Source organism: Streptomyces sp. RKND-216, from assembly GCF_004795255.1.
Lineage (GTDB): Bacteria > Actinomycetota > Actinomycetes > Streptomycetales > Streptomycetaceae > Streptomyces > Streptomyces hazeniae.
On the sequence record NZ_SSBQ01000002.1, the window covers coordinates 5,530,844 to 5,554,764 of the forward strand.

The window sequence follows — 23,921 nt, forward strand, 5'->3', positions numbered from 1 at the left end:
CGCCGTTGTGCATCGTTCCTTCGCGGATTTCCCCACACTCGAACAGCGCGAGCCGTCCCGCAGCGGCCTCCAGGCGCCGCACACCGCCAGGGTGGGGTGACGGAAAGTGATCGGCGGGGAGGTGGGGGCACACGCGGAGACGCGCTCCGGACAGGACGAAGCCCCCGGTCACGGGGGAACAACCGGGGGCTTCGCGTCGGGGGCGGCCGGACCGGCCGCGTACCGGAAACGTAATTCCTGCGCAGCGCCCGGTCAAGCCTGCCCGGGGCCGCCGCGAGGTCCGCGTACTGCGGCTTTGCTCGCGCCCTCACCCACCGTGACGCCCCGTAGCGCACGAGGCTGCCCAGCCGGTCCCGGCAGCACCTGGTATCCCCCCGGGCTCTCCCGCACCAGAACATGGGCAAAGACGTGCGACGGGTCGCTCGCGAAGTGGGACCGCTCCGCAGCCGTCCAGTCGTCCCAGAATCCGGACAGCGCCTCCCCGTCGCGGCGGCGTCCCCGGGCCCACGCCTGCAGTTCCGGCATGTCCGTCCACACCAGACACGCCAGCTGCGGCCGCAGCTCCCGCCGTCCGGCACCCACACCCTCCAGCAGCACGACCTCCTCCGGCGCCGCCTCTGCCGTCCCCGCGAACTCCCGTCGCTCCCAGTCGTACACGTCCATGCGCGCGGTCTCCCCTCGAGAGAAGGGCGCCGTCACCTGCGCGCTGAGCCTGTCCACCCACTCGAACAGAGCCGCATGACTGGCGAGGTCGTCCACATGCACGACCGGTGCTCCGCCCAGCGCCGCGGCGAGCCGCCCGCTCAGCGTCGACTTTCCCGACCCGGCGTGCCCGTCCACCGCTACCAGCCGCACCGGACCGCACGACGGAGGCAGCGCCCGCAGCCACCCGGCCAGCTCCCGCAGGTCTCCCTCGGCATCCATGCCGCCAGACTAGACGTCCGCCACGCCGCCGCGACGAGGTGCAGGGGGAACGCCACCGCCACCGGTCGGCCCAATGATTCTTCCCCCTACCGGCGTGCGGCACAGGCGAATGCCTGGCAGGAACGGGCCTGGTCCGGCGATAGTTGGTCGCGCGTGCTCATCCGCCGCCATCGCAGCGACCTACTGGGGGTCCCCGCCCATGCACAGCAGACCAGCCACCCGCCGTACCGTGCTCACGGCGGCGGCCGTCGCCGCCGCGGCTGCGAGCGCACCTGCCGCCTTCGCCACTGGCGCCCCGGCCCACACCCCCACCGCCACCGGCGCCCACCCGCGCGCCCGTAGGGAAGACGACCTCATCGACTACCACGCCTGGACCTCCCACCGGGACTTCCGCCGCGGCGACTGCTCCGGCACCCGCCCGCTTCCCGGCGCCCGGCCCGGACTCGTCCTCGCCAACCCGGCCGGCACCGTGGACTACACCGACCCGCACACCGGCCGTACCGCCGCCTGGGAGTACGCCACCTGGACCTCCCCCCTCCACACCCCGCGCGTCCCCGCCGGCGAGGTCATCGTCTCCTGGAACGCCGACACCCCCGGCGGCACGTGGGTGCGCACCGAACTCCAGGGAACCTACTCAGACGGCGCCCGCACCCCCTGGTACACCATGGGGATCTGGACCGCCGGCGACGGCGACGACGTGCCACGCCGCACCTCGGTCGACGACCAGAGCGACGGCAAGAGCGACATCTGGACCGACACCTTCTCCATCTCCGACCTCGGCAGCGGGCTGCGCCTCACCTCCTACAGGCTGCGCGCCACCCTCTACCGCGCCCCCGGCGGCGACGCCACGCCCACGGTGTGGCGCCTCGGCGCCATGGCCTCCGACGTGCCCGAACGCTTCGAGGTCCCCGCCACCCGCCCGGGCGTCGCACGTGGCGTCGAACTGGAGGTCCCGCGCTACTCGCAGAACATCCACGAAGGCCAGTACCCCCAGTACGACGGCGGGGGAGAGGCGTGGTGCAGCCCCACCTCCTCCCAGATGATCATCGAGTACTGGGGGCGGAAGCCCGCCGAGGAAGACCTGGCGTGGGTCGACCCCGACTACCAGGACCCGCAGGTCTGCCACGCCGCCCGCATGACCTACGACTACGCCTACGAGGGCTGCGGCAACTGGCCGTTCAACGCCGCGTACGCCGCGACGTACCGCCGGATGCAGGCCGTCGTCACCCGCTGCACCTCCTTGCACGACGCCGAACGCCTGATCGCCGCGGGCATCCCGCTGATCACCTCGCAGTCCTTCATCGAGGCCGAACTCGACGGCGCCGGCTACGGCACCGCCGGCCACTTGATGACCATCGTCGGCTTCACCCAGAACGGCGACGTCATCGCGAACGACCCCGCCTCCTCCGACAACCCGTCGGTCCGCAACATCTACAAGCGACGCCAGTTCGAGAACATCTGGCTGCGCACCAAGCGCTACAACGAGGAGGGCGAGGTCCGCAGCGGCACCGGCGGCGTCTGCTACGTCTACTTCCCGACCCGCCTCACCGGCAAGCAGCGCCGCGTCCTGCGCGACCTCGGCATCCGCTGACCAGTCCGCCGGCCGGGCGCACAGGCTGCAACCGCCCTGCCACCGGCCGGCGGACGACATGGCGCGGAGCGGCGCCGGGAAGGGGAGGCCGGAACGCAGCGGCAGCGTGTGTCCCGAATGCTCCCCCTGGGAGGAAACCGGGGGCGACCACCGCCACGGTGGCGTCCGGCGGTCGTCTACGCGGCGTCCGCGTAGCACTCGACCACCGCCACGCCGAAGGGGAAGCGCACCGGCGTCGCACCGAAGACGACCTCACCGGCCCGCGCGCCCGCCCGCCGCACCGCCTCCGCCGCAGCCGGGGCCTCCGCGGCCGGGCAGTGCACGATCACCTCGTCGTGCTGGAAGAACACCAACTCCGCCCGCATGCCGAGCAGCTCCTGACGGAGCGCGGCCAGCATCACCACCGCCCAGTCCGCGGCGCTGCCCTGCACCACGAAGTTGCGGGTGAAGCGGCCCCGGGCGCGGGCGGCCGGGGTGCCGCCCCCGGCACTGTCCCCGCCGGCCTCCTCGTCGAGCGTGTGGCCGTCAGCCCCCGGCGGTGGGCAGGTTCGCCCAAGCCAGGTGCGGACCAGACGGCCGTCCTCACCCGCCCGCGCGGCCGCGTCCACGTACCCGACCGCGGCCGGGAACCGTCGGCGCAGCGCCGCCAGATGACGCAACCCGTCACCGCTCGTCTGCCCGTAGACCGCGCCCAGCAGGGCCAGTTTGGCCTGCTCACGGTCGCCGGAGAACCCGTGCTCGGACAACACCGCGTACAGGTCGCGGCCGCTGGCCGCCACCTCCATCAGCCCCGGGTCGCGGGAGATCGCCGCCAGCACCCGGGGCTCCATCTGGCCGGCATCCGCCACGACGAGCCGCCAGCCCGGCTCGGCCCGCACCGCGCGCCGCACCACCTTCGGGATCTGCAGCGCTCCGCCCCCGTTGGTCGTCCAGCGGCCGGTGGCCGTGCCGCCGGGCTGGTATTCGGCACGGAACCGGCCGTCCCGCACCCAGCTGCGCAACCACGTCCAGCCGTGCGCGGTGTAGAGGCGGTACAGCTTCTTGTACCGCAGCAGTGGCTCCACCGCCGGATGATCCACGCGGCGCAGCTCCCAGGCGCGGGTGGAGGTGAGGCGTATCCCGGCACGGCCGAAGGCCCGCACGACGTCCGCCGGCAGGTCGGGCCGGACCCGTTCGCCCGGCCCGAACGCCCGAGAGACCTCCTCCGCCAGCTCCGCCAGCCGACGGGGCTCGCCGCCGCCGGCGTACCGCTCGCCCAGCAGCTCCGTCAGCAGCGCCCGGTGCGCCTCGGCGGACCAGGGCACCCCCGTCCGTGACATCTCGGTGGCGACCAGACCCGCCGCCGACTCGCCCGCCAGTAGCAGCCGCATCCGTCCCGGATGCGCCGTCCGCCCGGCCCGCCCCGTCTGCGCCGCGTACACCTCCAGCAGGGCGCGCAGCGGGTCCGCCTCGTCCGGGAGCGGCGGGGGGCCCGCCTCGAACAGCGACGGCTGCGGATCGCCGTCCCGTACCCGGGGCAGCGGATCGTCCGGCACCGGCAGCCCGTGCAGCCGCGCCCATGCCGCGGGCAGCGAACGCGGCTCCCCGCCATGACCCTCGTAGCCGCGCAGCAGCCCCTCGGCGGCCTCCACGTCGTACGCCCGCTCCACCCGCACACCGGCCGCGAGCAGCCTCGGGTACACGCCGGCCGTGGCCCGCCAGACCCATCGTCCGGCCCCGGGCCGGGCCCGCACCGCTGCCACCGCGGAGCTCTCCTCGCACACCGGGCCTGCCGGGACGCCCCCGGCGTCGAGCGGGCAGACCAGGGCGCGCCCCTCCCGGGTCTCGGCCAGCGCCCAGCGGACCGCGGAGGTCCCGCGGTCCTGCTCCGCCCCGTCACCACCCGTCACACCGGACATGAACGGCGAGTCTGGCACGCGGCACCGACAATCCCGTCACGACTGGGGAGCCGGGGCCGCCCACAAGTGACGCGCGCCCGCCGATCGGGCATACTCCTGAGCGCCACAGCCGCTGGTCAGCCGCCGTCGCGACCCGACGCGGCAGCATCGCGGCAGGGGCAGTGACGACCCCCGGCGACGCCGCACACCCCGGCGCCGTCGCCGCAGCGCGCGACAGAAGGAGCCGCCGCCATGCCCGAGTCCGGTCCCCAGCCGGTGGAACGCAGCCTGCCCACCGAGGAGGCCAGGGACCTGATGTCCCTGGTGCGCGAGGTCGCGCAGCGGGAGATCGCCCCGACGGTGAACGAGGACGAACTCGCGGGCCGGTTCCCGCGCGAGGTCTTCACCCTTCTCTCCCGCTCCGGCCTGCTCGGCCTGCCCTACAGCGAGGAGTACGGCGGGGGCGACCAGCCCTACGAGGTCTACCTCCAGGCTGTCGAGGAACTCGCGGCCGCCGGCCTGACCGTCGGCGTGGGAACCAGCGTGCACACGCTCGCCTGCCACGCCGTCGCCGCGTTCGGCACCAAGGAACAGCGCACCAGCCACCTGCCGGAGATGCTCGGCGGCGGCCTCCTCGGCGGCTACTGCCTCTCCGAGCCGGCCTCCGGCTCGGACGCGGCCGGCCTGCGCACCCGCGCCGTGCGGGACGGCGACGACTGGGTCATCGACGGCACCAAGGCGTGGATCACGCACGGTGGCGTGGCCGACTTCTACACCGTCCTCGCCCGTACCGGGGGAGAGGGAGCGAAGGGCATCACCGCGTTCCTGGTCCCCGGGGACGCGCCCGGGCTGTCCGCGGCCGCTCCGGAGAAGAAGATGGGCATGACCGGCTCGCCCACCGCCCAGCTGCACTTCGACGGCGTACGGGTGCCGGACTCGCGCCGGATCGGCGAAGAGGGCCAGGGCTTCCGCATCGCGCTCGACGCCCTGGACTCCGGGCGCCTCGGCATCGCGGCCTGCGCCGTCGGGATCTCCCAGGCCGCCCTGGACGAGGCGTCGGGCTACCTCCGGCAGCGGCAGCAGTTCGGGCGGCCCATCGCCGACTTCCAGGGCCTGCGGTTCATGCTCGCCGACATGGCCACCCAGATCGAGGCGGGCCGCGCCCTGTACCTGGCCGCCGCCCGGCTCCGCGACCAGGGCCGCCCGTTCTCCCGGCAGGCTGCCATGGCGAAACTGTTCTGCAGCGACGCCGCGATGCGCGTCACCACGGACGCCGTGCAGCTCCTCGGCGGCTACGGGTACACGGTGGACTTCCCCGTGGAGCGCTTCATGCGGGACGCCAAGGTCCTCCAGATCGTGGAGGGGACCAACCAGGTGCAGCGCGTGGTGATCGCCCGCGACCTCCTGGGTCCCGAGAGCCGCTGACACGCCGGGCCCGGGAGCCACGAGCCCCGGGCCCGCCCGCGGGCGACCTCAGCACCCGCGAGCAGGGAAACCGTGCGAGCCGGGTCGCTTCGGCGGACTCGTCCCGCCGTCGGTGGCGCGCCCGGCCCGGACGCTCGGCCCGCGCGTTACGCGCGGGCGGCGGGAACGGCGCGACCCGCCGGTCGCGTGCCGGGCCCACCCACATGCGAGAACGGCTGCCGTCGCCAGTCCAGACCCGCAGGCAGCGTCAGCAGCGCCGCCAGCTCTTCCTCCTGCGCCCCCTCCGCGCCCGCCGTCGGCGCCGCATCGGCGGCTGGCCGGGCCGACCCCGGACACACCGTCAGACCGAACGGGTTCCATCGGGTCGGGCACAGTGCGTGCTGGGGAAGGGCACTCTCCTCCGCGAACAGCGCGATCGACTGCCCGCACTCCGGGCAGTCCACCCGGAAGATCTCGTATGTTTCGTCCCCCTCCTCGACGTCGCCGGCCTCGGCCTCGTCGAACCGCACCGGTTCGAGCGACTTCGCTGTGCGCATGCAATCCCCCTCGGGTGAGCAGGCCGGGCGTCTCCCCCCGGCCACCAGCGAAGCACTTCCCTCCGTGACCCCCACGTAATCTCCCCGTCCCCCAGGACGAGGGCGCACAGGTGTGGCGTTGGTCACACTCGGCGTCCGGGTGTGCACCGGCGGCTGCGCCCACTGTGCCGGAGCGTGCCCGGGGCAGTAGGTTGACCTGCTGTGGAGGAGCTGGACAGGCAGATCGTGGAATTGCTCGTCACGGACGGGCGGATGAGCTACACCGACCTGGGCAGGGCCACCGGCCTGTCCACCTCGGCGGTGCACCAGCGGGTGCGCCGTCTGGAGCAGCGCGGCGTCATCCGCGGTTACGCGGCCCTCGTCGATCCGGAGGCGGTCGGCCTGCCGCTGACCGCGTTCATCTCGGTCAAGCCGTTCGACCCCAGCGCCCCCGACGACATCGCCGACCGGCTCGCGGACGTCCCCGAGATCGAGGCCTGCCACAGCGTCGCCGGCGAGGAGAACTACATCCTCAAGGTGCGTGTCGGCACCCCGATCGAGCTTGAGCACCTGCTGGCCCGCATCCGGTCCCGCTCCGGCGTCTCCACCCGCACCACGGTGGTCCTCTCCACGCCGTACGAGGCCCGCCCGCCGCGGGTCTGACCGGTCCCGCCGCGGCCGCCCCGGGCCCCACGCCGGACCCCCGGGCGCACGGCACTCCGCCGCACGGGCGAGACTGAGGCCGTACCGACCCGAACGACGCGCCGCATCCCCGCACCGGGGGCGGGGATCGAGGAACGCCGTGAACCACTCCGCGCCCCCGCGGGACGCCGACCGTCCCCGCACTCTCCTGCTGCGTGGCGGCCGCGTGCACAGCCCCGCCGACCCCTTCGCCACGGCCATGGTCGTCGAGGGGGGCCACATCGCCTGGGTCGGTTCCGAGGGGGCCGCAGACTCCTTCGCCGACGGCGTCGACGACGTCCTGCACCTCGAGGACGCGCTCGTCACCCCCGCGTTCACGGACGCACATGTGCACACGACGGCCACCGGGCTCGCCCTCACCGGCCTCGACCTGAGCAGCGCCGCCACCCTCGCCGACGCCCTGGCGCGCGTGGCCGCCCACGCCGCGGCCCGCCGCGCCGACCGGGTCCTGCTCGGCACCGGTTGGGACGCCACCGCCTGGCCCGAACAGCGCCACCCCACCCGCGCCGAGCTCGACGCCGCGACCGGCGGGCGCCCCCTCTACCTCACCCGCGTCGACGTCCACTCCGCCCTGGTCACCACGGCCATGCTGGAGCTCGTGCCCGGCGTCACCGGCCTCGACGGCTACGCCCCCGACGCGCCCCTGACCGGCGCCGCCCACCATGCCGTCCGGGCCGCCGCGCACGGCTCGCTGACAGCGGCCCAGCGCACCGAGGCGCAGCGCGCCGCCCTGGACCGCGCCGCGTCTCTCGGCATCGGCTCCGTTCACGAGTGCGGCGGCCCCGACATCTCCAGCGAGGACGACTTCACCGGCCTGCTCCGTCTCGCCGCCGGGAGCGAAGGCCCGCGCGTCACCGGATACTGGGCCGAACCCGTCACGTCCGCGAAGGACGCCGCGCGGGTCCGGGATCTCGGCGCCGTCGGCGCCGCCGGAGACCTGTTCGCGGACGGCTCCCTCGGCTCGCACACCGCGCACGTGCACGCCCCCTACGACGACGCGCCGCACGGCCACGGTGCCGCCCACCTGGACGCGGACGCCGTCGCCGCCCACGTCGCCGCCTGCACCGAGGCCGGACTCCAGGCGGGGTTCCACGCCATCGGCGACGCCGCCCTGACCGCCGTCACGGGCGGCGTGCTGCGCGCCGCCGAACGACTCGGCGCCGACCGCGTGCGCGCCGCACGGCACCGCATCGAGCATGCCGAGATGCTGCACGAGGACCACATCGCCGCGTTCGCGGCCCACGCCCTGACCGCGTCCGTCCAGCCGGCCTTCGACGCCGCCTGGGGCGGCGAACACGGCATGTACGCCCGCCGCCTGGGCGCCGCACGTGCCCGCACCCTCAACCCGTACGCCGCGCTGCTCCGCGCCGGTGTCCCCCTTGCCCTGGGATCCGACAGCCCGGTCACGCCGCTCGACCCCTGGGGAACCGTCCGCGCCGCGGCGTTCCACCGCACCGCCGAGCACCGCATCTCCGCCCGCGCCGCGTTCGCCGCCCACACCCGCGGCGGCTGGCGCGCCACCGGACGCGACGACGCCGGCACCCTTGTGCCCGGCGCTCCCGCGGACTACGCCGTGTGGCGCACGGGTGAACTCGTCGTCCAGGCCCCCGACACCCGGGTCGCGAACTGGTCCACCGACCCGCGCTCCGGCACCCCCGGTCTCCCCGACCTCACCCCGGGCGTCCCGCTTCCCGTCTGCCTGCGCACCACCGTGGCCGGCCGCACCGTGTACACGCGTCCGAACGAGTGAAGGGCGGGCGCCCGATACCGCCGAACGGCGCCCCCCGAAGCCCCCGGCAGGCCCGTGGAGACCCGGAACCCACCTGGTGCGACGGCGAAACGCCGCAGGCCGGGGGGATGTTGACACACCGCGCATCCCGCCCGGTAGGTTCGGCCGAGTCCACCACAGGACGTCCGACCGGGGGATCCTGTACGCGGTCCCCGAGCGCCGCTGGGCCATGGGGTGGTGCGTCGCACCGGCACACCACCACTGGGAGCCAGGTCCAGCGTCCGCAGCCCGGGGGCGGAAGGTTTCGCCTGGTCGGCAGGTGTGACCCGGGTGGGGCCCGGGCGCTCAGTAGACAACGGCTCTCGGTCGACCCGCAGCCAGCGGGCCCCAGGTCGGCCCGAAGGGCGCCGGGCCCCCATCCGCAGCCTCCTCACGTCCCCACCCGCGGCCCCGCGACGCGCCCCCTTCGATGTACCGTCGGGTCACATCGAGATCCCCACGACCACGAGGGAAGACGCGACCGTGCCATCGGGCCCCGACACCACCGAAGACACCGCCCGGAGCGGGCCCGCCGAGCCGCCCCCGGCCGCCGCCCCGGGGCCACGCACCCTCCCTCCGGCCCGGAGCCCACCTCCGCCGCGGAGAAGCCCGCCGGAACGGCCGCCCCGAGCCCCACCGTCCGTCTCGCCTCCGGCGGGCGCCCCGGGAGGATGCGACGCGCCGGCGCCCTTGTCCGGCGCGAGGCCCTCCGCACGGCGGCCGCGCTGCTCGCCGGCCTCGCCCTGGCCCTGGCCTTCCCGCCGTACGACCTGTGGCCGCTCTCCCTGGTCGCCGTCGGCGCCCTCGCCGTCCTCACCCACCGCCGTACGGCCCGCCAGGGCGCCTGGACCGGACTGGTCCTCGGCATGGCCTTCTTCGTCGGCCTGCTGAAGTGGCTGAACGTCATCGGCTGGGACGCCGTCCTCGGGCTGTCCTTCCTCCAGGCGCTCTTCCTCGCCGCGCTCGGCGCCGGCCTCGCCTTCACCTCCCGCCTCCCCGCCTGGCCCCTGTGGGCGGGCTGCCTGTGGGTGGCGGAGGAATGGGCCCGCGACCGGCTGCCCTTCGGCGGTTTCCCCTGGGGCCGTCTCGCCTTCGCCAACACCGGCTCGCCCTACACGCCGCTGGCCGCGCTCGGGGGAGCCCCACTCGTCACGTTCGCGGTCGCGCTGACCGGCACCCTTCTCGCCGCTGCCGCCCTCGGAGCCTGGCGCCTGCGCCGCACCGCCGCCCCCGTACGCGCCGCCGAACCGGCAGACCGAGCCCCCGTACCGGACGCCGCACAGGCCGGCCCCCGCCGCCGCTCCGCCCTCCAGACCGCCGCCGCGTGCGCGCTCGCGGCGGTCGTCACCGCCGCCGGCTACGCCGTCCCGGTCCCCACCAAGGTCGCCGACACCGTCGACATCGCCGTGGTCCAGGGCGACGTCCAGCAGCCCGGCATGGACTTCCTCGGCCGCCCCATGCTCATCCTCGACAACCACGTCGAGGCCACCCTGAAGCTCGCCGACCGCATCGACAAGGGCGAGGTGGACCGTCCCGACCTGGTGATCTGGCCGGAGAACGCCTCCGACCTGGACCCCCACAAGCACCGCGCGGCCCACGACCGCATCGACGAGGCCGCCGACGCGATCGGCGCCCCCATTCTCGTCGGCGCCCTGGTCGACCATCCGACGGAGGAGGGATACGTCGAGAACCAGGGCATCGTCTGGGACCCGCGGACCGGCCCCGGAGCCTCCTACACCAAGCAGCACCCCGTGCCGTTCGGCGAGTACGTGCCCTTCCGTGATGTGCTGAGCACGGTCATCACGCGCCTCCAGCGCGTCCCCCGCGACTTCTGGCCCGGCGACCGCACCGGCGTCCTGCAGGTGGGGCCCGCCCGCCTCGGCGACGTCATCTGCTTCGAGATCGCCTACGACGAGATCGTCCGCGACACCGTCAACGACGGTGCCCGCGCCCTGGTCGTGCAGACCAACAACGCCACCTACGGCCGCACAGGCCAGCCCGAGCAGCAGCTGGCCATGTCCAAGCTGCGTGCAGTCGAACACGGCCGGGCCATCGTGACCGCCGCCACCAGCGGCATCAGCGCGATCGTCGCCCCGGACGGCACCGTCGAGCAGCGCACCGAGGAGTTCACCCAGGACGTGCTGCTGGCCGAACTCCCCCTGCGCGACGACATCACGCTCGCGGACCGTGTGGGCGCGGCACCCGAATGGGCACTCGCTATCGTGGGCCTCCTGTCCTGCGCGTGGGCGCTCGTCCTCCGCCGCCGGACACGCGGCACGGCACGCCTGGCGGAGGGACGGCAGCAGTGACACACGGCGGACAGCGGAGCTACGGCCCCCCGGGGGACGTCCTCGTGATCATTCCCACCTACAACGAGGCCGACAACATCGCGCCCGTGGTGGAACGTGTCCGTGAGGCTGTGCCCGCGGCGCACGTACTGGTCGCCGACGACAACAGCCCCGACGGCACCGGCAAGCTCGCGGACGAACTCGCCGCCTCCGACGACCACGTGCACGTGCTGCACCGGCGCGGCAAGGAGGGGCTCGGAGCGGCCTACCTCGCCGGATTCCACTGGGGTCTGGAACGCGGCTACGGCGTGCTGGTCGAGATGGACGCCGACGGCTCCCACCAGCCCGAGGAACTGCCGCGCCTGCTGCACGCCCTCAAGGGAGCGGACCTGGTCCTCGGATCCCGCTGGGTGCCCGGCGGACGCGTCGTCAACTGGCCCCGCTCCCGGGAGTTCCTCTCCCGCGGCGGCAGCCTCTACTCCCGTGCCCTGCTGGACGTCCCGATCCGGGACGTCACCGGCGGCTACCGCGCGTTCCGTGCCGAGACGCTGCGCGGCCTGACCATGGACGCCGTTGCCTCCCAGGGGTACTGCTTCCAGGTCGACCTCGCCCACCGCGCCGTCCGCGCCGGCTACCACGTCGTCGAGGTGCCCATCACCTTCGTCGAGCGCGAACGCGGCGACTCCAAGATGAGCCGCGACATCGTCGCCGAGGCGCTGTGGCGCGTCACCGCCTGGGGCGTCGAGGGCAGGGTGAAGCGCGCACTCGGCCGCAGGCACACTTGAGACATGAGCAACGGCGCACCGAATCCGTTTCAGCCACCGCACCGTGACGGCCACGAGGCCCCGCAGGAGGGCACGGGCCGTCCCGGCGGCCCGGACGGCGGGGGGCGGACGGCGCGGCGCCGCTCCCCGGCCCGTACCCTGGCCCCGCTGATCGTCGCGGCCTGGGCGGTGCTGGAGATCTGGCTGCTCACCGTCGTCGCCGACGCGGCCGGCGGCCTCACCGTCCTGCTGCTGCTCGCAGGCGGTTTCGTGCTCGGCGTCCTGGTGGTGCGCCGGGCCGGGCGGCGTGCCTGGCGGCAGTTGTCCGCGGCCTTCGCCACGCCCGGCGGGCCCGGGGAGGCCCGGGAGGGGGCGGGGCCCCGCGGCGGCAACACCTTCGCGATGCTTGGCGGCCTGCTGCTGATGGTGCCGGGCCTGGTCTCCGACGCCGCCGCCCTGCTGTGCCTCTTCCCGCCGACCGCGAAGCTGCTGCGCCGGGGCGCGGAGCGACGGCTGTCCGGCCTGGCCGGCGGCGATCTGGGTGATGCCATGCGGCAGGCGCGCAGCGCACAGGAACAGGCCCGCATCCACCGCCCGGACGGACGGATCGTGCAGGGCGAGGTCCTCCGCGACGACGACGGCCCCCCTGCGCGCTGACCCGCCCCCACGAACGGCGTACAGGGGCGCGGCACCCGGCACACCGGGAACGGTGGGCACGGAGGCGGACGGGGGAAACGGACACGACAGCGGGCCGGGGCGGCCGCACCGTGAAGGTGCGGCCGCCCCGGCCCGTGCGCCTGCTGCCTCGGCTCAGGCGGACTTGCGCTTGCTGTCGCGCGGATGCACGGCGATGTTCATGGTGCCGGAGCGCAGCACGGCCAGCCGTTCGGCCAGCACCTCCTCCAGCTCCTCGCGCGTGCGGCGCTCCATGAGCATGTCCCAGTGCGTACGCGCCGGCTTGCCCTTCTTCTCCTCCGGCCCGTCACCGTCGACCAGGAGTGCCTGTGCTCCGCACACCTTGCACTCCCACTCCGGCGGGATCTCGGCCTCAACCGAGAACGGCATCTCGAAACGATGGCCGTTCTGGCATGCGTACTCCACGGCCTGGCGCGGTGCCAGGTCGATACCGCGGTCCGTCTCGTAGCTGGTCACCACGAGTCGCGTGCCGCGAAGAGCTCGCTCACTCATGAATCGTGCCTCCCGGGCTGGTCGCCCACAGGACAGGTGTCGCTGTCGTCGTCATCGAAGTCAACGTCTCGTCGGCGGTGAAGATTCCCGTAAGGGGACATGCGTCGCCCGTCGTGCCGCGTCGAATGTTGCGATACCCGCCGACGCCCGGTTTGTCACATGTGACAGAGGTTGTCACCCGGCGTTGCTCGCCGCGGTGCATGCGGTCACGGTCCATCCGGCGGGCCAAAGGCGTACACTACCGCCCCGCACCGCCCCGGGCTAAATCCGGTCCGGTTCCGGGTTGCCCACGGCGGCCGCCGCCCGTGCCACCGGCACCCGTGCCAGCAGGACGAAGCCCAGCACGAAGAAGACCACCAGCGAGATGATCGCGTCCCGGTAGCTGCCGGTCAGCTGGTACGTCAGCCCGAAGAGCAGCGGACCGAGCCAGCTGGTGCCCCGGTCGCTGATCTCGTACAGGGCGAAGTACTCCGCCTCCTTGCCCTTCGGTATCAGCTGGGCGAACAGCGAACGCGACAGTGCCTGGCTGCCCCCGAGCACCAGGCCGATCGCCGCCGCCAGCGCGAAGAACCACACCGGCGCCCCGGCGGGCAGGAACCAGCCCGCCCCCACGGTGGCCGTCCACGCCACCAGTGACCCCAGGATCGTCCGCTTGGCGCCGTACCGCTGGGCCAGGCGGCCCATCAGCAGCGCCCCGGCCACGGCGAGCACCTGCACCAGCAGCACGGCGGTGATCAGCGTCGTCTGCTCCATACCGAGCTCCTCCGCCCCGAACACCGACGCCTGGGTGATCACTGTCTGCACCCCGTCGTTGTAGAGCAGATAGGCCCCGAGGAAGAGCAGGGTGAGCGGGTACCGCCGCAGGTCCCGCACCGTCGCCAGCAGCTGCCGTCCGCCGCCGCCCAAGGAGATCCGGCGACCGCCCCCCGCACCCGCCACCGGCCGTTCCCGCAGCCGGCGCAGCGGCACCAGTGTGAACAGCCCCCACCACAGGCCGGCCGAGGCGAGGCAGATCCGCACCGCCGTTCCCTCGTCCACGCCCAGCGAGTCGTGCCCCAGGAAGACGGCCAGGTTCGCCACCAGGACCAGTGCCCCTGCGGCGTAGCCGAACGCCCAGCCGCGCGAGGACACCTTGTCCCGTTCGTGCGGCAGCGCGATCTGCGGCAGGAACGCGTGATAGACCACCACCGCCGCACCGAACGCGACGTTCGCGAGGATCAACAGCGCCCCGCCCAGCAGATACCTGTCGCCGGACAGGAAGAACATCCCCGTGGTCGCGCCCGCTCCCAGGTAGGCGAAGAAGCCCAGGATCGGCTTCTTCCTCCCCGTGCGGTCCGCCAGCGCGGCGGCCACCGGCATCACCAGCACCGACAGCAGTACCGACGCCGACACCGAGTAGGCGAAGAAGGAGCCCGCACGCACCGGAACACCCAGCGGGTGCACGAAGCCCTCGGGGTCCGCAGCGGCCTTCGCCACCTCGGTCAGGTACGGGCCGAGGAACACCGTGAGCACGCTGGTGGAGAAGACCGAGTTCGCCCAGTCGTAGAAGTACCAGCCCCGCTGCTCCCGGCGGCGCTCGGCCGCACCGCCCTCCGCCGCCCGCTCCGCGACCGCGTCCATCCGGATACCTCGTCCCCTCCACGCCGGGCTCCGCCGCCTCGAAAGGGGGGACGTCCGGTCGCGCGGCGCCCGCGGTCAGCCCTGCCAGGCCCCCCGCGCGGTCAGCACCTCACGCAACAGTTCGATGTGATCGGTCATGATGCCATCCACGCCCAGCTCCAGCAGCGCCCGCATCGTGTCCGCGTCGTTCACGGTCCACACGTGCACCTGCATCCCCAGCCGGTGCGCCGCCCGTACGAACGCCGCGTCCACCACCCGGATCCGCCCGTGCCGGACAGGCACCTGCACGCACACCGCGCCGCGCCGCACCGGAAGCGGCAGTCCCCACGAACGCAGCCGCAGCGCCCGCACTCCCCTCGTCCCCAGCGACGTCGCCAGCCGCGGACCCGCCAGCTCCTGCGCCCGCGCCACCCGGCGTTCGTCGAACGCGCCGACGCACACCCGGTCCCAGGCGTCCGCCGTCTCCAGCTCCGCCAGCAGCGGGGCGAGCGCGGCGTCCGCCTTGACGTCGATGTTCCACCGCGCGTGGGGCAAGGTCTCCAGCAGGTCGGAGAAGAGCGGCACCGGTTCCTTCCCGGCGATCCGCACCCGCCGTACCTGCTCCCACGTCAGGTCCGCGATCCGCCCCCGGCCGTCGGTGACCCGGTCCAGGGTGTCGTCGTGGAAGGCGACGAGGCGGCCGTCCGCGGTCGCGTGCACGTCCGTCTCCAGGTAGCTGTACCCCAGGTCCACCGCCCGCCGGAACGCGGTCACGGTGTTCTCCAGGCCCTCGACGGCTCCGCCGCGGTGGGCGAAGGCCAGGGGCGGCGGACGGTCCAGGAAGGGGTGTCGTATCTCGGTCACCGACGCAGTATCGCGCGCACCCCGCGCGGACCGTCCGCCGCCCCGCGCGGGTCCGCTGCGGCCACCCGGCTCCGCCCGCGGTCCGGAGCCGGCACCGCGAAGACGCGCAGGAAGACCTGTGCGAGGGGCCCGATCGCCAGCGCGTAGAGCACCGTGCCCGCGCCCACCGCACCGCCCAGCAGCCACCCGGTGGCCAGCACCGCCACCTCGATGCCGGTACGCACCAGCCGCACCGACATCCCGGTCCGGGCGTGCAGGCCGGTCATCAGCCCGTCCCGCGGTCCCGGCCCGAACCGTGCCGAGATGTACAGCCCGGTCGCCACGCCGTTCAGCACCACCGCGCCCGCCAGCAGCGGAATCCGCACCGCGAGCGCCGTCGGCTCCGGGCTCAGCCACAACGTCGCGTCCATCGCCAGCCCGACCACGAACACGTTCGACACCGTGCCGAGCCCGGGCCGCTGCCGCAGCGGCACCCACAGCAGCAGCACCACCGCGCCCACGATCACCGACACGATGCCGATGGACATCCCCGACAGCTCCGCAACGCCCTGGTGCAGCACGTCCCAGGGCCCCAGGCCCAGTTCGGCCCGCACCATCCACGCGGCGCTGGCACCGTAGAGCACCAGGCCCACGTACAGCTGCACCAACCGGCGCGCGAGACGACGACCCGACCCGGGGGAGACGGACACGGGGAACCCCTTTCTGGCGACCATGGACCGACCGTGGCAGCATGTGGCCTGAAAGACTGAGAAAAACACGGCCAATCAACGACGAGTGGACTGGATGCGGATGGCTCCCTGGACATCGGCGGTGGGTGCGCCGCAGCTCGCCCGCCTCCTCACCTCCCAGCACACCGGCACCTCGGGCCGCACCGGCCCCGTCCGGCCCGCCTACCGGCGTCTGTGCGACGGCATCCGCATCCTCGTCCTCGAAGGCCGCGTGCCCGTGGGCGCGCGTCTCCCCGCCGAACGCGAACTCGCCGCCGCGCTGAAGGTCTCGCGCACCACCGTCGCCACCGCCTACGAGGCCCTGCGCGCCGAGGGCTACCTCGCCTCCCGGCGCGGCGCCGGAAGCTGGACCGCCCTGCCCGAGGGCAGCCCGCTGCCCACCGGCGGCCTGGAACCCCTCCCGCCCGAAGCGGCCGACACCATGATCGACCTCGGCTGCGCCGCTCTCCCCGCCCCCGAACCCCACCTCACCGCCGCCTTCGAGTACGCCCTGACCGAACTCCCGCCCTACACCCACACGCACGGCGACTACCCGGCAGGCCTGCCCGTGCTCCGCGAGGCCGTCGCCCGCCACTACACCGCGCGCGGCGTCTCCACCATGCCCGAACAGATCATGATCACCACGGGGGCGATGGGCGCCCTCGCCGCCCTCACCCGCCTCTTCACCCCCCGCGGGGAACGCGTCGCGGTCGAACACCCCTCCTACGCCAACATCCTCCAGCTCCTCCGCGAATCCGGCGTACGCCTGGTGCCCGTCGCCCTGTCCGACCGCCGCCCCGGCTGGGACCTGACCGCCTGGCGCCAGGTGCTCCGCGACTCCGCACCCCGCATGGCCTACGTCATCCCCGATTTCCAGAACCCCACCGGCGTCCTCGTCGACGACGAGCAGCGCCGGGACCTGGTCACCGCCGCGCGCGCCGTCGGCACCCTCCTGGTCGCCGACGAGACCATGGCCGAACTCACCCTCGACGACGTGCCGGGGCAGCGGCCGGTCGCCGCCTTCGACACCGGCGGCTCCACCGTCGTCACCGTCGGCTCCGTCAGCAAGACCATCTGGGCCGGGCTGCGCATCGGCTGGATCCGTGCCGCGCCGGAGACCGTACGGAGCCTGACCGCCGCCCGCGCCTACGCCGACCTGGGCAGCCCGGTCCTGGAACAGCTCGCGGTCGCCCACCTGCTGGACACCGACTGGGAACCTGCGATGCGGCTGCGCCGCGACCGCGCCCGGGAGAACCGCGACGCCGTCACCGGCGCACTCCGGCAGCACCTGCCCGACTGGGAGTTCGCCCTGCCCCACGGAGGCCTGACCCTCTGGGCGCGCACCGGCGGCCTCTCCGGCTCGCGCATCGCCGAGGCCGGCGAACGCCTCGGCGTGCGCGTCCCCGCCGGCACCCGGTTCGGCGTGGACGGCGCGTTCGAGGCGTACGTACGGCTGCCGTTCACCCTCGCCGACCCGCTGGCCACCGAAGCGGTCGCCCGGCTGGCAGCCGCCGCGGACCTGGTGCGCTCCGGCGCCGTCGGCGGCAGCCCCACTCCGCGCAGCTACGTCGCCTGACCCGCCCCCGCCCTCACCGGGCCCGCCGGAGGCGGTCCAGTGGCCTGTGCGGCGGCCCGCGCCGCACCCGCCGGCTGCCCCCGCTCGGGCAGCAGCGCCAGCACCGCCTGCCGTTGCGCCTCGTCGGTCTCCTCGTCGTGCGGGTCCGGCGTCGCCGGCACCTGCAGGCGCAGCACCGGACCACCGCCCAGCCGCGCGTACCCGCGCCCCCGCGGCGGCTGCGGCGCCGGCGCCGCAGCCGGGCCCTCGCCCAGCACCGCACGCACCTGGTCCGCCGACTCCGGCCCCAGCACCACCCGCGCCCGCGTGTACGCCCGCACCGCCTGGGCCAGCGCCTGCGCCCCCTCGAACTGCTCCGCCACCACGACCGTCACGTACGCGGCCCGCCCGTGCCGCAGCGGCACCTCCAGCAGCTCCTGCGGGTCGCGGCGGCCCTCCGCGCGGGCTAGATGGCTCAGCAGCGCCGGCCGGTCCACCACCACCCACAGCGGCCGCCGCACGTCCGCCGGGACAGGGTCACCCGCCTGCCGCGCCCGGTGCCCCGTCAGCAGCCGCCGCTCCGTCTCGTGCACCACCCACTCCAGCGCGGCCAGCGCTCCCACCACCGACGACTCCACCGCCGGCACCCCCGGCCGCCCGGTCAGGAACGCGAACTCGCCGGCCCCGCCGCCGTCCACCACCAGCACGTCCCCGTGCCGCAGCGCCTGCAGCGCCACCGAACGCAGCAGCGTGCTCGCCCCCGACCCCGGATTGCCCAGTACCAGCAGGTGCGGCTCGGTCGAACGCGGCCCGGTGCGCCAGACCACCGGCGGCACGTCCCGCGAACCCCAGCCGTCGGTCACCGGCAGCGTCCGCGGAACCGCCCCCTCGTCGGTGAAGCCCAGCACCGTCTCGCCCGGCGAGGTGACGAACGGCTGCGCCACCACGTCCGCCGGAAGCGGAGGCAGCACCGACAGCTCCAGCCGGTTGCGCTCCTCGTCCCACCCGAAGCGGTACTCTCGTCCCCGCCCGGCCTTCGCGTCCAGCACCCGCTCCACCCGCTGCCGCTGCTCGGCGTCGCAGTCGGCGAAGTGCGCCGGATAGCGCAGCAGCAGCCGCTCGACGCGGCCCTCCCCGGTCAAGGAGAACTCCTCGAAGCTGCGCTCGTAGGTCCCGTCGTGGGCGTAGAGCGGCTCCTCACCCGGCTCGTCCGCGCGGGCGAAGCACGGCACCAGCGCCTCGTACAGCGACTGCAGCCGGGCCAGTTCCTCCGGGCCCGGACCCGTCTCCGCCGGTCCCTCCGCGCCGTCGCCGCCCCGGCCCTTCCACCCCGCGACGACGAGCAGCGCCCCGACCGCCAGCACAGGCCCGTACGGCAGCAGGTACACGCACATGAGACCCACGAAGACCAGCGCGCCCACCGGACCCCGCCGTTCCTGCGGTGCGGCCTGCCACCAGGCGCGGCCTTCGTACGTCAGCCTGCGCAGGCCGCGGCCGACCATCACCAGCGGCTGGAGGACGTCCGCGGCGCCGTCCGCGCCGGCCCGCGCCGCGCCCCGGCTCCTTCGGACCGCCTGCATCGCTCCGCTCCCGAGCCCCGTCAGACCGGGCAGTGGCAGCAGACCCACAGCCTCTCCTCCCTCAAGCGCCGCCGGCACCTCACCGCGTCCACCGTCCCGGTCCTAGAGCTGGAGGCCGCCGATCAGGCCCGCGAGCGTCTCGCCACCTGCCTTGATGCCCGGCGCGATGGCCGTGCCCGCCAGGTAGAAACCGAACAGCGCGCACACCGCGAAGTGCGACAGCTTCATCCCGTCCTTCTTGAAGAAGAGGAAGATGACGATGCCGAGCAGCACCACGCCGGAGATGGACAGAATCATGGAGACTCCTGGACTAGGGGACCTTCACCATGAGCTGTTCCACCATCACAGAAAGTATTATAGGGAGGAAAGCCGCAAATGGGTGATTCACCGGTCGTCGGCGGGAGCGTCGCCTCACCCGGCTGCGTCTTCTGCCGTGTCGTCGCGGGTCACGCGCCCGCCCACCGCGTGCTCGAGGACGCCACCGCCGTCGCGTTCCTCGACACCCGCCCCCTGTTCCACGGCCACGTCCTGGTGGTCCCGCGCCGGCACGCGGAGACCCTCACCGACCTCACCGAGGACGAACTCGGTCCGTTCTTCGCCCGTGTCCGCCGCACCACGGCCGCCGTCGAGGACGCGCTCGGCGCGGCCGGCACCTTCGTCGCCGCCAACAACCGCGTCAGCCAGTCCGTGCCCCACTTCCACGTCCATGTCGTCCCCCGGAACCGCAAGGACGGCCTGCGAGGTTTCTTCTGGCCCCGTACCCGGTACGCGGACGAGGCGGAAGCGGAGAACGTGGCGGCCCGGCTCCGCGCGGCGCTCGCCGCCGCAGACGGCTGACCCCGCCCGGTCGCCCGCGCCCACCGGACTCACCGGACTCACCGCCCCCGCCGCAAAGGGAGCGAGGAAGGAGCGGGGCATGCTCTTCACCGACCGCGCCGAAGCAGGCCGGCTGCTCGCCGAACGGCTGGGCCACCAGCGCGGCAACCGTCCAGTGGTCCTCGCCCTGCCGCGTGGCGGCGTGCCCGTCGCCCACCCCGTGGCCCACGCCCTCGACGCGCCCCTGGACGTCGTGCTCGTCCGCAAGCTCGGCGTCCCCAGCCACCCCGAGGTGGCGTACGGTGCCCTCGGCGAGGACGGCGTCCGCGTCCTCAACCCGGACGTCCTCGCGGCCGCCCACGCCGGCCCCGGTGAACTGGAGCACACCGAGCGGGCCGCCGAGACGGAACTCGCACGCCAGGCCCTCCGCTTCCGCGGCGACCGCCCCCGCGTCCCTCTGGACGGCTGCACGGCGATCCTCGTCGACGACGGCATCGCCACCGGAGCCACCGCCTCCGCCGCGTGCCGCGTCGCCGCCGCCCACGGCGCCGCCCGCGTCGTCCTCGCCGTCCCCGTGGCGCCCCCCGACACCGCCGCCCGCCTCGAGAAGACCGTCGACGAACTCGTCTGCCTGTCCGTGCCGGAGGTGTTCTTCGCCGTGGGGGAGTGGTACCGCGACTTCTCCCAGACCACCGACGACGAGGTCGTCGGCATCCTCTCCCGCCCCACCACCCCTTGAGGCGCCACGCACCGGGCGCAGGCCCGGCGAGACCCCTCGCCCCTCCCTACACTGGCCTCGTGGCCCGACCCAACGACGACGTCGCGGCACTGCTCCAGGAGTACGCCGACCTCGTCCAGATCAGTGGCGGAGACGCGTTCAAGGCACGCGCCTACGAGAAGGCCGCCCGCGCGATCGGCGGCCACCACACGGACGTCTCCACCCTCGACGCCCGGGCCCTGCGCGACATCCCCAACGTCGGCCGGTCCATCGCCGACAAGGTCGCCGCCTACCTGACCACCGGCACGATGCCCGAGGTCGAACAGGTCCGCGCGCGCATCCCCGACGGCGTCCGCCGCCTGATGGCCATCCCCACCCTCGGCCCCAAGAAAGCGCTCACCCTCTACGAGACGCTCGGCATCTCCTCCGTGCCCGCGCTCCGGGAGGCCATCGAGGCCGAACGGCTCCGGGACCTCAAGGGCTTCGGGCCCAAGACCGAGGAGAACATCCTCCACGGCATCGACGTCGTCCAGGCCTCCGGTGGCCGTGTCCGTCTCGGGCAGGCGGCCGAGACCGCCGAAGCAGTCGTCGCGGCACTCACCGCGATCGCCGGCTGCGAACGGTGTACCTGGGCCGGTTCCCTGCGCCGCATGCGCGAGACCGTCGGCGACCTCGACATCCTCGTCGCCGCCCGCCGCTCCGCACCCTTCATGGACGCCCTCACCCGGCTGCCCTACGTCGCCGAGACCCTCGCCCACGGCACCAAGAAGACCTCCGTACGCACCACCGACGGTCTCCAGATCGACCTGCGCGTCGTCCCGCCCGGTTCCTGGGGAGCCGCCCTCATCTACTTCACCGGCTCCAAGGCGCACAACATCCGCATCCGCGAACGCGCCGTCCGGCACAAGCTGAAACTCTCCGAGTACGGCCTCTTCCACGCCGAGACCGGGCGGAAGATCGCCGCCCGCACCGAGGAGGACGTCTACCGGCGCCTCGGCCTGCCCTGGATCCCGCCCACGCTGCGCGAGGACCGCGGCGAGGTCGCCGCGGCCCTGCGCGGCGAACTGCCCGCCACTGTCACCGACGCCGACATCCGCGGCGACCTGCACACCCACACTGACCTCACCGACGGCCTGGCCTCCCTGGAGGACATGGTCGACGCCGCGGCCCGTCGCGGTCTGGAGTATTACGCCGTCACCGACCACGCCCCCGACCTGGTCATGCAGCGCATGACGGACGAGAGGGCGCTCGCACAGCGCGAAGCCGTCCGCGCACTGGGCGAGCGCCACCGCGGCATGCGCCTGCTGCACGGCACCGAACTCAACATCGACCCCGACGGCGGCGTCGACTGGGACGCGGAGTTCCTCGCCGGCTTCGACGTGTGCGTCGCCTCCGTCCACTCCCACTTCCGCCAGAGCCGTGACGCCCTCACCCGCCGCCTCGTCCGCGCCTGCGAGAACCCCCACGTCCACATCATCGGCCACCCCACGACCCGCATCCTCGGCAAGCGCGAGCCCGTCGACGCCGACCTGGACGCCGTCTTCGCGGCCGCCGCCCGCACCGGCACCGCGCTGGAGATCAACTCCCACCCCAACCGGCTCGACCTGAACGACGAGAACATCCTCCGCGCCAAGCGCCACGGCGTGAAGTTCGCAATCGACACCGACGCCCACTCCGTCCGCGACCTGGAATACCACCGCTTCGGCGTGGGCACCGCGCAGCGCGGCTGGCTCACCGCCGAGGACGTCATCAACACCTGGCCGCTGCCACGCCTCCTCCGTCACCTGGACGGCACGGGAAACACACGCTGACCTCCCACCTCCCGGAGGACACCATGGACACCCGCTTCCTTGCCCCGCTGCTGGACCGTCCCGGCCCCTGGGCCTCGGTCTACCTGGACACCTCCCGGGCCACCCAGGACGCCGCTGACCGGCTGCGCCTGCGCGCCCGGGCCGCCGCCGAACAGCTCACCGCCCAGGGCGCCGACGACTACACCCGCGACGCCGTCGCGCGGCACCTCGCCGCCGGACCCGCCGCTGGAGCACCCCCGGGACGGGCCCTGTTCGCCACCGCCGCCGAGGTCGTACTCGACGTCCCTCTCGCCACGTCCCCCTCGGCCGTCCTCACCAACTGGTCCGCCCTGCCGCGCCTCGCCCCGCTGCTGGACCACCTCGATCACGCGCCCGCCTGCCTCCTCGCCCGCGTCGACCACACCGGCGCCGACATCGAACTGTGCGACGCCGGAGGCCGCCGGTCCGTCGGCCGCGCCGTCGGCGCCGAAGGGCCGGGCCGCGGACACCGCAGCCTTCCCGCGGACCGTCACGAATGGCACTACCGTCACCGCATCGAGAACGGCTGGGCCCGCACCGCCGACATGATCGCCCGTGCCCTCGCCCGCCACTGGGACCCCTCGGGCGCCGCCCTGCTGGTCCTCGCCGGCGATCCCCGCGAACGCCGAGCCGTGCGCGAACGCCTGCCCGAGCACATCCGCCGCCGGGCCGTCGAGGCCGGCCGCGGCACTCGTGACCGCGGCGGCTCCCCGGACGCGGTGGACGCGGCCGTCGCCGAAGCACGCGACGCCCACGTCCACCGCCACCTGGAGGACACCCTCGACCTCTTCCGCGCGGGACGCGGGCGTCCCGGCACACACCTCGCGCCGGGCAGGGAAGCCGGGCCCGGACAGGCCGCCGAAGGCATCCCCGCCGTCGTCGACGCCGCACGCAGTCGCCGGCTCGCCACCCTGCTCCTCGCCGTGTCCGGCCCCGACCCCGCCCACGAGGTGTGGGTCGGCCCCGCCCCCGACCAGGTCGCCGTCCGCCGCAACGAGGCCCAGGCCACCGGGGTGCGCCGCCCCCTGTCGGCCCGCGCCGACGACGCCCTGCTGCGCGCCGCGGCCGCGGCCGACGCCGACGTGCTCCGGGTGCCCGCCGGTGGCCCGGGCCCCGCGGGCGGCTGCGGCGCCGTACTGCGCTGGGCCACCCGCAGCCCGCAGGGCACCGCGGCCTGACCGCAGCGGCGGTCACCGGTATCCGCCCCAGCC

At 74.3% G+C, this 23,921-nt stretch carries 20 protein-coding genes and 1 pseudogene; 12 read left to right on the top strand and 9 right to left on the bottom strand.

From position 1 onward, the window contains the following. Positions 1-252: 252 nt before the first annotated feature. A complete protein-coding gene (locus tag E4198_RS24440) occupies positions 253-924 on the bottom strand; it encodes a hypothetical protein (RefSeq protein WP_136185063.1) in 672 nt (223 codons plus the stop codon). 199 nt (positions 925-1,123) lie between these two features. On the opposite strand from E4198_RS24440, the gene E4198_RS24445 reads away from it, so the two are divergent. Next, positions 1,124-2,515: a peptidase C39 family protein gene (locus tag E4198_RS24445; RefSeq protein WP_136185064.1), complete on the top strand. Its 1,392-nt coding sequence runs from the start codon at positions 1,124-1,126 to the stop codon at positions 2,513-2,515. A 176-nt stretch (positions 2,516-2,691) separates the two neighbouring features. On the opposite strand, the gene E4198_RS24450 is transcribed toward E4198_RS24445, so the two are convergent. Beyond that, positions 2,692-4,413, bottom strand: coding sequence for a bifunctional 3'-5' exonuclease/DNA polymerase (locus E4198_RS24450; protein WP_136185065.1), 1,722 nt, complete (start codon positions 4,411-4,413; stop codon positions 2,692-2,694). A gap of 231 nt (positions 4,414-4,644) precedes the next feature. On the opposite strand from E4198_RS24450, the gene E4198_RS24455 reads away from it, so the two are divergent. Beyond that, positions 4,645-5,817 (top strand): acyl-CoA dehydrogenase family protein, encoded by a 1,173-nt coding sequence (locus tag E4198_RS24455; RefSeq protein ID WP_136185066.1) that lies wholly within the window; start codon positions 4,645-4,647, stop codon positions 5,815-5,817. Between the two features lie 146 nt (positions 5,818-5,963). On the opposite strand, the gene E4198_RS24460 is transcribed toward E4198_RS24455, so the two are convergent. Then, positions 5,964-6,353 carry a hypothetical protein gene (locus tag E4198_RS24460; RefSeq protein ID WP_136185067.1) on the bottom strand — a complete coding sequence of 130 codons (390 nt, stop codon included), beginning with the start codon at positions 6,351-6,353 and terminating at the stop codon, positions 5,964-5,966. Positions 6,354-6,554: 201 nt separating this feature from the next. Between E4198_RS24460 and E4198_RS24465 the strand changes: the two genes are divergently transcribed. From E4198_RS24465 to fxsA, 5 genes are all read left to right on the top strand, one after another. Next, positions 6,555-6,995: an Lrp/AsnC family transcriptional regulator gene (locus tag E4198_RS24465; protein WP_027765005.1), complete on the top strand. Its 441-nt coding sequence runs from the start codon at positions 6,555-6,557 to the stop codon at positions 6,993-6,995. A gap of 238 nt (positions 6,996-7,233) precedes the next feature. After that, positions 7,234-8,784: an amidohydrolase family protein gene (locus E4198_RS24470; RefSeq protein WP_136185600.1), complete on the top strand. Its 1,551-nt coding sequence runs from the start codon at positions 7,234-7,236 to the stop codon at positions 8,782-8,784. Between the two features lie 689 nt (positions 8,785-9,473). Continuing rightward, entirely contained in the window at positions 9,474-11,111 is a 1,638-nt protein-coding gene (gene lnt, locus E4198_RS24475; protein WP_247597824.1) for an apolipoprotein N-acyltransferase, read from the top strand. Further along, entirely contained in the window at positions 11,108-11,875 is a 768-nt protein-coding gene (locus tag E4198_RS24480) for a polyprenol monophosphomannose synthase (RefSeq protein ID WP_247597825.1), read from the top strand. The genes lnt and E4198_RS24480 overlap by 4 nt, the downstream gene beginning before the upstream one ends. 3 nt (positions 11,876-11,878) lie before the next feature. After that, a complete protein-coding gene (fxsA, locus tag E4198_RS24485) occupies positions 11,879-12,511 on the top strand; it encodes an FxsA family membrane protein (protein WP_136185070.1) in 633 nt (210 codons plus the stop codon). 153 nt (positions 12,512-12,664) lie between these two features. Here the strand turns inward: fxsA and E4198_RS24490 are convergent, their stop codons facing one another. The 4 genes from E4198_RS24490 to E4198_RS25240 form a co-directional block, all read right to left on the bottom strand. Then, positions 12,665-13,042, bottom strand: coding sequence for an RNA polymerase-binding protein RbpA (locus E4198_RS24490; RefSeq protein ID WP_027765009.1), 378 nt, complete (start codon positions 13,040-13,042; stop codon positions 12,665-12,667). A gap of 261 nt (positions 13,043-13,303) precedes the next feature. Then, positions 13,304-14,662, bottom strand: a complete 1,359-nt coding sequence (locus E4198_RS24495; RefSeq protein WP_136185071.1) for an MFS transporter — start codon at positions 14,660-14,662, stop codon at positions 13,304-13,306. 75 nt (positions 14,663-14,737) lie between these two features. Then, positions 14,738-15,505, bottom strand: a complete 768-nt coding sequence (locus E4198_RS25235) for a glycerophosphodiester phosphodiesterase (protein ID WP_210732893.1) — start codon at positions 15,503-15,505, stop codon at positions 14,738-14,740. Next, positions 15,502-16,218, bottom strand: coding sequence for a hypothetical protein (locus E4198_RS25240; RefSeq protein WP_210732894.1), 717 nt, complete (start codon positions 16,216-16,218; stop codon positions 15,502-15,504). Before E4198_RS25240 ends, E4198_RS25235 begins: the two co-directional genes overlap by 4 nt. A 76-nt stretch (positions 16,219-16,294) precedes the next feature. Here E4198_RS25240 and E4198_RS24505 point away from each other — a divergent pair, with 76 nt between their 5' ends. Continuing rightward, positions 16,295-17,788 (top strand): PLP-dependent aminotransferase family protein, encoded by a 1,494-nt coding sequence (locus E4198_RS24505; RefSeq protein ID WP_136185073.1) that lies wholly within the window; start codon positions 16,295-16,297, stop codon positions 17,786-17,788. On the opposite strand, the gene E4198_RS24510 is transcribed toward E4198_RS24505, so the two are convergent. Together E4198_RS24510 and E4198_RS24515 are read right to left on the bottom strand one after the other, a co-directional pair. Continuing rightward, positions 17,776-19,395: a hypothetical protein gene (locus tag E4198_RS24510; RefSeq protein WP_247597826.1), complete on the bottom strand. Its 1,620-nt coding sequence runs from the start codon at positions 19,393-19,395 to the stop codon at positions 17,776-17,778. The genes E4198_RS24505 and E4198_RS24510 overlap by 13 nt on opposite strands. Positions 19,396-19,449: 54 nt before the next feature. Continuing rightward, complete coding sequence (locus E4198_RS24515; RefSeq protein ID WP_023531621.1) at positions 19,450-19,644, bottom strand: hypothetical protein; 195 nt, start codon at positions 19,642-19,644, stop codon at positions 19,450-19,452. Positions 19,645-19,722: 78 nt separating this feature from the next. On the opposite strand from E4198_RS24515, the gene E4198_RS24520 reads away from it, so the two are divergent. The 4 genes and pseudogenes from E4198_RS24520 to E4198_RS24535 all read left to right on the top strand — a co-directional run bounded on the left by E4198_RS24520 (position 19,723) and on the right by E4198_RS24535 (position 23,888). Beyond that, positions 19,723-20,184, top strand: a complete 462-nt coding sequence (locus tag E4198_RS24520) for an HIT domain-containing protein (RefSeq protein ID WP_136185074.1) — start codon at positions 19,723-19,725, stop codon at positions 20,182-20,184. Between the two features lie 79 nt (positions 20,185-20,263). Then, positions 20,264-20,887 (top strand): annotated as a pseudogene (locus tag E4198_RS24525) (phosphoribosyltransferase family protein); the annotation flags it as partial. A 74-nt stretch (positions 20,888-20,961) separates the two neighbouring features. Beyond that, entirely contained in the window at positions 20,962-22,692 is a 1,731-nt protein-coding gene (polX, locus tag E4198_RS24530; RefSeq protein WP_136185076.1) for a DNA polymerase/3'-5' exonuclease PolX, read from the top strand. Positions 22,693-22,715: 23 nt separating this feature from the next. Beyond that, entirely contained in the window at positions 22,716-23,888 is a 1,173-nt protein-coding gene (locus E4198_RS24535; protein ID WP_136185077.1) for a hypothetical protein, read from the top strand. The last annotated feature ends 33 nt before the right edge of the window (positions 23,889-23,921 follow it).

Coding starts and splice junctions, on each gene's coding strand:
- E4198_RS24515 (WP_023531621.1), bottom strand. CDS start 19,644: ATGATTCTGTCCATCTCCGGCGTGGTGCTGCTCGGCATCGTCATCTTC.
- E4198_RS25240 (WP_210732894.1), bottom strand. CDS start 16,218: ATGGTCGCCAGAAAGGGGTTCCCCGTGTCCGTCTCCCCCGGGTCGGGT.
- E4198_RS24470 (WP_136185600.1), top strand. CDS start 7,234: ATGGTCGTCGAGGGGGGCCACATCGCCTGGGTCGGTTCCGAGGGGGCC.
- E4198_RS24440 (WP_136185063.1), bottom strand. CDS start 924: ATGGATGCCGAGGGAGACCTGCGGGAGCTGGCCGGGTGGCTGCGGGCG.
- E4198_RS24445 (WP_136185064.1), top strand. CDS start 1,124: ATGCACAGCAGACCAGCCACCCGCCGTACCGTGCTCACGGCGGCGGCC.
- E4198_RS24455 (WP_136185066.1), top strand. CDS start 4,645: ATGCCCGAGTCCGGTCCCCAGCCGGTGGAACGCAGCCTGCCCACCGAG.
- E4198_RS24535 (WP_136185077.1), top strand. CDS start 22,716: ATGGACACCCGCTTCCTTGCCCCGCTGCTGGACCGTCCCGGCCCCTGG.
- fxsA (WP_136185070.1), top strand. CDS start 11,879: ATGAGCAACGGCGCACCGAATCCGTTTCAGCCACCGCACCGTGACGGC.
- E4198_RS24505 (WP_136185073.1), top strand. CDS start 16,295: ATGGCTCCCTGGACATCGGCGGTGGGTGCGCCGCAGCTCGCCCGCCTC.
- E4198_RS24520 (WP_136185074.1), top strand. CDS start 19,723: ATGGGTGATTCACCGGTCGTCGGCGGGAGCGTCGCCTCACCCGGCTGC.
- E4198_RS24490 (WP_027765009.1), bottom strand. CDS start 13,042: ATGAGTGAGCGAGCTCTTCGCGGCACGCGACTCGTGGTGACCAGCTAC.
- E4198_RS24450 (WP_136185065.1), bottom strand. CDS start 4,413: ATGTCCGGTGTGACGGGTGGTGACGGGGCGGAGCAGGACCGCGGGACC.
- E4198_RS24460 (WP_136185067.1), bottom strand. CDS start 6,353: ATGCGCACAGCGAAGTCGCTCGAACCGGTGCGGTTCGACGAGGCCGAG.
- E4198_RS24495 (WP_136185071.1), bottom strand. CDS start 14,662: ATGGACGCGGTCGCGGAGCGGGCGGCGGAGGGCGGTGCGGCCGAGCGC.
- lnt (WP_247597824.1), top strand. CDS start 9,474: ATGCGACGCGCCGGCGCCCTTGTCCGGCGCGAGGCCCTCCGCACGGCG.